Origin of the sequence: Rheinheimera sp. (assembly GCF_036568245.1) — a bacterium.
Taxonomy (GTDB): Bacteria; Pseudomonadota; Gammaproteobacteria; order Enterobacterales; family Alteromonadaceae; genus Alishewanella.
On sequence record NZ_DATCSY010000050.1, the window covers coordinates 1 to 7,362 of the forward strand.

Here is a 7,362-nt window from a genome sequence, read left to right on the forward strand (position 1 = left end):
CAATCCGCCATTTTTTTCTCCTGATTTTTCACCTGATTGTGCAAAGAACCCGCATTCTATAGCATGTTCAGCCTTGGGGAAACGCACAAAAGTCTGGTGTCGGGCAAAAAAACCGTATATGCTCGGTTTTTGTGCGTTTCCTAAGCCCAGACTGGTATTATGCGACAATTTATCACTAAAATTCCCACACAACACCGCGTCTTGATTGCTGCAACTTCGGTGTTTTTATCCGTTATTCTATTATTCCCATCAGAACAGGCTTCCGCTTCCAAAGGTAGTAAGAGCGACAGCCTGGAAATTGGCAAACGTTACAGCCTGAACATTCCGCAACAGGAAGACGTAGTAGACCAGGAGCAGGCTATTGCCGATTTACCGGCATTGCCGGAAGAGGATGTGTCATTAAACTGGTCAGTACTGCAGGTACAAAAAGGCGATGCGTTATCGGCACTGTTTAAAAAAGCCAATGTCAGCCAGCAGGTAATGCTCGATGTGCTGGCACTGGGTAACAGCGTAAAAACCCTGACCCGGCTATTCCCGGGTGAGCAGCTGGAGTTTGGCCTCAATGCCGAAGGTGAATTGCAGGAACTGCGCTACGCACTCAATCACCTGAGCACTTTACGTATCAGCCGTACTAGCGACGGTAGCTTTATTGCTGAAGAGCTGAAAAAAGAAGTCGAACTGCGCAGCCAGTTTGCTAATGCCGAGATCCGCAGTAACTTCTGGAGCGCCGGTATCGAGGCGGGGTTAACTGAAGCGCAGATCATGAGTCTGGCCGGTATTTTTGGCTGGGACATCGATTTCGGTCTGGATATCCGTGCCGGGGACAGCTTCAGCGTGCTATATGAAACACAGTATGTTGACGGAGAGTTTATCAGTAACGGCAATATCGTTGCGGCACAATTCTCTAATCAGGGCCACCTGTATCAGGCTGTTCGCCACACAGATGGTAATTACTATAAACCTGATGGTGCCAGCATGCGTCAGGCGTTTTTAAGAGCACCGGTCAGCTTTCAATATGTAAGTTCTAACTTCAACCCGAAGCGTCTGCACCCGGTGCTGAAAACAGTAAGACCACACAATGGCGTAGACTATGTGGCGCCGGTTGGCACCCCTATTATGGCTGCTGGTGATGGCCGGGTTATCGCATCAGCCTACAACAACTTAAATGGTCACTATGTGTTTGTGCAACATGCTAACAATATCGTGACCAAATACCTGCATTTATCTAAGCGTCTGGTTGCCAAAGGCGACAAGGTACGCCAGGGCGAAGCTATCGGCCGTTTAGGCAGCACTGGTCGTGTAACCGGCGCTCACCTGCACTATGAGTTCTTGGTCGCTGGCGTACACCGTAACCCCAGAACAGTTAAACTGCCGCAGGCTACGCCGTTGCAAGGCCAGGAAAAAAATCTGTTTACCGCACAGGCACAACAAATTCTGGCGCAGCTACAAACCAATGAGCGGGTACTACTGGCAAAAACCGCTGATACACCGGTCGCTACTGCAGCACCATAATTTCTGGTTCAACAATAAAAAATCCCGGACTAGTCCGGGATTTTTTATTGTCAGTCATTTATTAGCCAACTAACGCCAGTAAAATACCTGCTGCGACAGCAGAGCCTATCACACCGGCTACATTCGGGCCCATGGCGTGCATTAACAGGAAGTTATGCGGGTTCGCCTCCAGCCCTACTTTGTTCACTACCCTTGCCGCCATCGGTACTGCCGAAACGCCTGCTGCGCCAATTAGCGGGTTGATAGGGTCTTTTGAAAACTTACCCATCAACTTAGCCATCAGTACACCGGATGCGGTGCCGATAGCAAATGCCACAGCTCCCAACACCAGTATGCCCAGCGTTTGTAACGTCAGAAACTTATCAGCACTGAGTTTTGAGCCTACCGCCAGGCCAAGGAAGATTGTCACGATGTTGATAAGCTCATTCTGCGCTGTCTTACTCAAACGTTCAACAACGCCACATTCACGCATCAGATTACCGAGGCAGAACATACCTATTAATGGCGCGGCACTGGGTAATAACAGAATTGTCAGCAACAGCACAGCCAGCGGAAACACTATCTTCTCTTTTTTGCTGACCGCACGTAACTGCACCATCTGAATGTTACGTTCAGCATTGCTGGTTAACGCCCGCATGATTGGCGGCTGAATAATGGGCACTAAAGCCATATAGGAATAGGCGGCAACAGCGATTGCCCCCAACAGATCCGGCGCCAGCTTGGATGCGAGGAAAATAGCCGTAGGCCCGTCTGCCCCACCGATGATGGCGATGGCAGATGCCTCTTTCATGGTAAAGCTCAAACCCGGCACCGCATTAAGCGCGATAGCACCTAGTAATGTCGCAAAAATACCAAACTGAGCGGCGGCGCCTAACAGCAGCATTCTTGGATTCGCAATCAAGGCACTGAAATCGGTCAGAGCGCCCACGCCCATAAAAATCAGCAGAGGAAACACGCCAGTACTGATACCCGCTTCATAAATCATATACAGCAAGCCACCGGGTTCGCCCATCCCTGCCAGTGGAATGTTGGTCAGTACGGCACCAAAACCTATCGGCACCAGTAATAGTGGCTCAAAGCCCCGGGCTATCGCCAGGTACAGCAATAAAAAGCCTACCAGCATCATCACGACCTGACCGGCGGTAAAATTTACCAGCCCGGTTGATGCAATTAAGGTTGCAACAGCATCCATGAATAATCCTCAGTCAAGTCTAGTCAAAACTAATCAGCACATCGCCGGTGCTGACAGTATCACCCGCCGCCACATGGATATTAGCCACAATGCCATCAGATACCGCCCTGACTTCAGTTTCCATTTTCATCGCTTCCATAATGATCACTATGTCGCCCCGTTTTACCGTAGCGCCGGCTTTGGTGACTATTTTCCAGATATTACCTGCCAGTGGTGCATTCAGCGTGGAGTTGCCGGTGACTGAGGCGCTGGCCGGAATATTCTCTTCCACCACAGGTTTTACCGAGCTTAACTCGCCGCTCGGCGCTACTTCGACTTCATACACCTTGCCATCTACCCGCACGCTGTAGCTTGCCGGGCCACTTTGTGGCGCTTTCGCCCGGCTGGGCGCTGCTGCTTTATGTTCGGAGCTATCCGAGTCGGGTGCAGGTTCAAACGCCGCCGGATTATCACGGTTTTTAAGAAACTTCAGCCCAACCTGCGGGAATAGCGCATAGGTCAGTACATCGTCCAGTTGCTGATCGGCCAACCTGATACTTTCCGTTTTCGCCAGACTGCTCAGCTCCTGCTGCAGTTTGTCCAGCTCCGGCTGAAGTAAATCGGCCGGGCGGCAGGTGATGGCTTCAGCGCCTTCAAGCACCCGTTGTTGCAATGCAGCATTGACCTTAGCAGGTGTAGCGCCGTATTCGCCTTTGAGTACTCCGGCTGTTTCCTTAGTGATGCTTTTGTAGCGCTCGCCGGTCAGCACATTCAATACTGCCTGAGTACCAACGATTTGTGATGTGGGGGTAACCAGGGGTAAGAAGCCCAGGTCTTCGCGCACATGCGGGATTTCTTTTAGTACCGCATCTAACTTGTCCAGAGCGCCTTGTTCTTTCAGCTGGCTTTCCATATTTGTCAGCATGCCACCTGGCACCTGTGCTAATAAAATACGGGCGTCAACGCCTTTGAGTGAGCCTTCAAACTGCGCGTACTTTTTCCGTACATCGCGAAAATACGCAGCGATTTCGGCCAGTAGCTCCATATCCAGACCGGTATCACGCGCGGTACCCTCAGTGATAGCAACCATGGTTTCGGTAGCACTGTGGCCATAGGTCATGCTCATCGATGAGATAGCGGTATCCAACATATCAATACCCGCATCAATGGCTTTTTGGTAGGTAGCGGTTGATAACCCGGTTGTCGCATGACATTGCATTGCCAACGGAATGCCGGTTGCTTCCTTGATACGCGATACCAGCTCTTCACATTCATAGGGCTTGAGCAGGCCAGCCATATCTTTAATACAGATAGAGTGACAGCCCATGTCTTCGAGCTGGCGGGCCATATCAACCCACATATCAATGGTATGCACCGGACTGACAGTGTAAGAAATAGTGCCCTGCGCATGTGCGCCAACCTTTATCGCCGCCTGCACAGCCGTTTGCAGGTTGCGGATGTCGTTCATTGCATCAAATATACGAAATACATCAACACCGTTTTTATGTGCCCGCTCGACAAAAGCTTCGACCACATCATCTGCATAGTGGCGATAACCCAGTAAGTTCTGGCCGCGTAATAACATTTGCTGCCTGGTATTCGGCATGGCTTTTTTCAGCTCACGAATACGGTGCCATGGATCTTCCCCCAGATACCGGATACAGGCGTCAAAAGTGGCCCCGCCCCAGGATTCCATCGACCAATAACCGACTTTATCCAGCTTAGCGGCTATCGGTAACATATCATCCAAACGTAAACGGGTGGCTAGCAGTGACTGGTGTGCATCACGCAGCACCAGTTCTGTCAGTAATAGTGGCTTGCTCATAACGGCGTCCTTTTATTGTTTTTGGCGATACTGGTGCACGGCAGCAGAGATTGCGGCCACGATAGCCGGGCTGGTCGTGCTACTGCCGCTGTCGATACGGCTTGCTTTTTCAGCAAGCTTTACCGGAAAGTAACGCAACATAAATGCGCTTATCAGCTGCACGATAAACACCAGTAATAACAGGAAGGCAAATACCGCCACCATCCCTATAAACATCAGGTTGGCGGCTTCCAATAACAGTTGTGCGACCATAGTGTCTCTCCATCAGTTATTCGCACTACGCTGACTGTGCGGTAAAGATTCTTCAGTTGCTCTGAACGATAGCAGGTCAAACTGTAATCAGCAGGCAGATTGCGCATTATGCGCAGGTTAAATACAACTGACTAAATAAAAACCGGTGATAACTGCTATTTACGCGAACAATTTGCATAATTTACACACAGTACACGTAAAGACACTCAAATGTCTAGCCATCCACAATGCCAGCAGCGATGATATCACTGCTGCTGGCAGGAAATGAAACTAGTTTTCGCTGGCTAACTGGCGGGCAATTTGCTCACTAAGTTGCTGTACGCACTGAGCAAGGGCACTAACAAGTGCCGGATAGCCGTCATCGGCCAGAGGTACCCGGATAGAAAAACTTTCAGTGGTGTTTGTACTGCTGACAACAAAGCGTCCGCTGGCAATAGCGTAACCATCTTCCTGACCATGAAAACGGTCCAGCTGCACGGTAACCTTTACCGTATCAGCCGAAGGCTGCATAACAGCAGTGTGCTGTGGCAATAACATTTGCAGCCGGCTACGCAGCTGACGTTGCAACTGGTGATCAAGTGCTTCCGCCCATAAATGCTGCCGTGCCATCACCAGCTCCACATCTGATACCTGTAATACCAGCCCGCGGCCATTCAGGTAGCTGGCGACCTGCACCGGCTCAACGTACAGCGTTTGTAATGACTGACTACTGACATTGGCTGCTACTTCGGACAGCGGCAGCTGATAATAGGTGGTTTGCGGCTGACTGCTGCAGCTGCTTAGCAGAAATACCGTCGCGGTGATTAATAATCTCATTGCTCTGCCCTCTTAGGCTCTGGATCTGCAGTAACATCCGCTTCAAATATCAAAGCATTACTTTGCTGATTCAATGTCTGTAGCACTGGCTGCAGTTCGCGCAGCACCTGATCTAATGTTTGTAGACTGCTGTCCATTCGCTCATATGCCGGGGCCCCGGGGCTAACACCTGCCAGCATGCGCTGCAGTTCCTGCAAACTCTGCTGCAGCTGAGCCGGCAACTGTTGCAATTGCGGATTAGCAATGAGTTTATCCAGCTGAGCGACCATTTTGGCAGCGTTTTGCATCAGCGCATCTGTACTTTGCATCGTCTGTTCGCTTTGCACTAATAACTGCTCTACCGGCAGATTGTTGATTTTATCCAATGCCATCAACACCTTCTGCTCTATATTACTCAGCCCGCTACGTGTCGTGGGTAGCATTGGATAGCCCGCGCTCTGACTCAGTGCCAGTTGCTGTGCCTGCAACGCCTGCTGCTCGATGTCAATCGCCTGATCCTGATTGATGTCCAGATCGATATATAAAGCGCCCGTCAGTAAGTTGCCAGTTTTCAACGCAGCATGCATACCGCGTTGTACTGCTTTGTCTAACTCTTGGCGCAATTGTTTTAATGTCAGATTTTCGTATAAACGGCCCGCTTCAATGCGGATCAACACCGGAATACCCTGCTGCAACGACACTTCAAAGGGTTTATCTATCGAAAAGAAGAACGGCACACTGGTAACGGTTCCGACCCGCACACCGCGATACTCGACCGGAGCGCCGGGCTTCAAGCCGCGAACCGACTCATCAAAAAACAGCAAGTACTCAACAAACTCATTATATAAACCGTCCTGAATACTTTGTTTATTCGGGAACAACTGAAACTCTGAGCCATCAGCTACAGCACCGCCTGCAGGCCAGCCCTGCATCAGGTCAAAACTGACGCCGCCGCTTAACAACGTTGTGGCCGAACCTACATCAACCTGCAATCCTTCTGCTGACAGATCGACAGAAAAACCGCTGCTAAGCCAAAACCGCACATTCTCAGATACCAGCACATCAAAGGGCTCCCTGATATACAACTGATACAATGTACGGCGCTGCGACAAATCAAATTCGCTCTGCTCGACGGTGCCGACTTCGTAGCCCCGGTACAGCACAGGATCGCCTACCGCCAGGCCACCGGTCTCCGCGGTTGTCAGCACCACCCGGATACCAGGCGCATCGGCCGGCGCCACTGGGGGAGAATCCAGTAACTGATGCTGTAGCTGCAGCTTGTCTGAATCTCCGGGCTGTAGCTCAATATAGACGCCGGATAACAGCGTATTTAACCCGGTGATCCCACCGCGGCCAACCTGGGGTTTAACCACCCAGAAGCGTGAGTCTTCGTTTAACAGATCGGTAATGGCCGGTTTCATCCGGGCTTTAATGATGACCTGTTTCAGATCAGGGCTCAGCTCTACTGACACCACCTGGCCGACATCAACACTGCGGCTTTTAATCTGCGTCTTGCCGGCAACAATACCCTCTGCGTCAGCTGTCAGCAGCGTAAGCAAAGCGCCTTGTTGCTGATAATGGTTATACAGCATCCAGATACCGATCAATACGGCTGCAATAGGCACCACCCAAATCGGTGACCATTGCTTAATCCGGTTAACCTTAGCACTCGTTTGTTGCGTCAAATCGGACTCCCTTTTGCTCAGTCAGTGGATCCCATAATAGCCTGGGGTCGAAACTCAGTGCCGCCAGCATCGTCAGAATCACCACAGCAGCAAATACTAGTGCACCCACGCCAGGATACACA

At 50.8% G+C, this 7,362-nt stretch carries 7 protein-coding genes; 1 reads left to right on the plus strand and 6 read right to left on the minus strand.

Features of this window, described 5'->3' with window-relative positions:
* The first annotated feature begins 159 nt into the window (after window positions 1-159).
* Window positions 160-1,512 carry a peptidoglycan DD-metalloendopeptidase family protein gene (locus VIN66_RS02305; RefSeq protein ID WP_331922490.1) on the plus strand — a complete coding sequence of 451 codons (1,353 nt, stop codon included), beginning with the start codon at window positions 160-162 and terminating at the stop codon, window positions 1,510-1,512.
* Window positions 1,513-1,573: 61 nt separating this feature from the next.
* Here VIN66_RS02305 and VIN66_RS02310 read toward each other — a convergent pair whose 3' ends face one another.
* The 6 genes from VIN66_RS02310 to VIN66_RS02335 form a co-directional block, all read right to left on the minus strand.
* A complete protein-coding gene (locus VIN66_RS02310; protein ID WP_134056965.1) occupies window positions 1,574-2,704 on the minus strand; it encodes a sodium ion-translocating decarboxylase subunit beta in 1,131 nt (376 codons plus the stop codon).
* A 19-nt stretch (window positions 2,705-2,723) separates the two neighbouring features.
* Window positions 2,724-4,508: a sodium-extruding oxaloacetate decarboxylase subunit alpha gene (gene oadA / locus VIN66_RS02315; RefSeq protein ID WP_331922491.1), complete on the minus strand. Its 1,785-nt coding sequence runs from the start codon at window positions 4,506-4,508 to the stop codon at window positions 2,724-2,726.
* A gap of 12 nt (window positions 4,509-4,520) precedes the next feature.
* Entirely contained in the window at window positions 4,521-4,760 is a 240-nt protein-coding gene (locus tag VIN66_RS02320; protein WP_134056969.1) for an OadG family protein, read from the minus strand.
* Window positions 4,761-5,030: 270 nt separating this feature from the next.
* Window positions 5,031-5,576, minus strand: a complete 546-nt coding sequence (locus tag VIN66_RS02325; protein WP_331922492.1) for a PqiC family protein — start codon at window positions 5,574-5,576, stop codon at window positions 5,031-5,033.
* Complete coding sequence (pqiB, locus tag VIN66_RS02330; RefSeq protein WP_331922493.1) at window positions 5,573-7,240, minus strand: intermembrane transport protein PqiB; 1,668 nt, start codon at window positions 7,238-7,240, stop codon at window positions 5,573-5,575. Before pqiB ends, VIN66_RS02325 begins: the two co-directional genes overlap by 4 nt.
* Window positions 7,218-7,362 (minus strand): paraquat-inducible protein A (locus VIN66_RS02335; RefSeq protein WP_414709853.1); only part of this gene is annotated, 145 nt, incomplete at its 5' end. The genes pqiB and VIN66_RS02335, both read right to left, overlap by 23 nt.

Excerpts from the sequence above, each read along its gene's own strand:
- oadA (WP_331922491.1), bottom strand. The coding sequence starts at position 4,508 with ATGAGCAAGCCACTATTACTGACAGAACTGGTGCTGCGTGATGCACAC.
- VIN66_RS02325 (WP_331922492.1), bottom strand. The coding sequence starts at position 5,576 with ATGAGATTATTAATCACCGCGACGGTATTTCTGCTAAGCAGCTGCAGC.
- VIN66_RS02320 (WP_134056969.1), bottom strand. The coding sequence starts at position 4,760 with ATGGTCGCACAACTGTTATTGGAAGCCGCCAACCTGATGTTTATAGGG.
- VIN66_RS02305 (WP_331922490.1), top strand. The coding sequence starts at position 160 with ATGCGACAATTTATCACTAAAATTCCCACACAACACCGCGTCTTGATT.
- VIN66_RS02310 (WP_134056965.1), bottom strand. The coding sequence starts at position 2,704 with ATGGATGCTGTTGCAACCTTAATTGCATCAACCGGGCTGGTAAATTTT.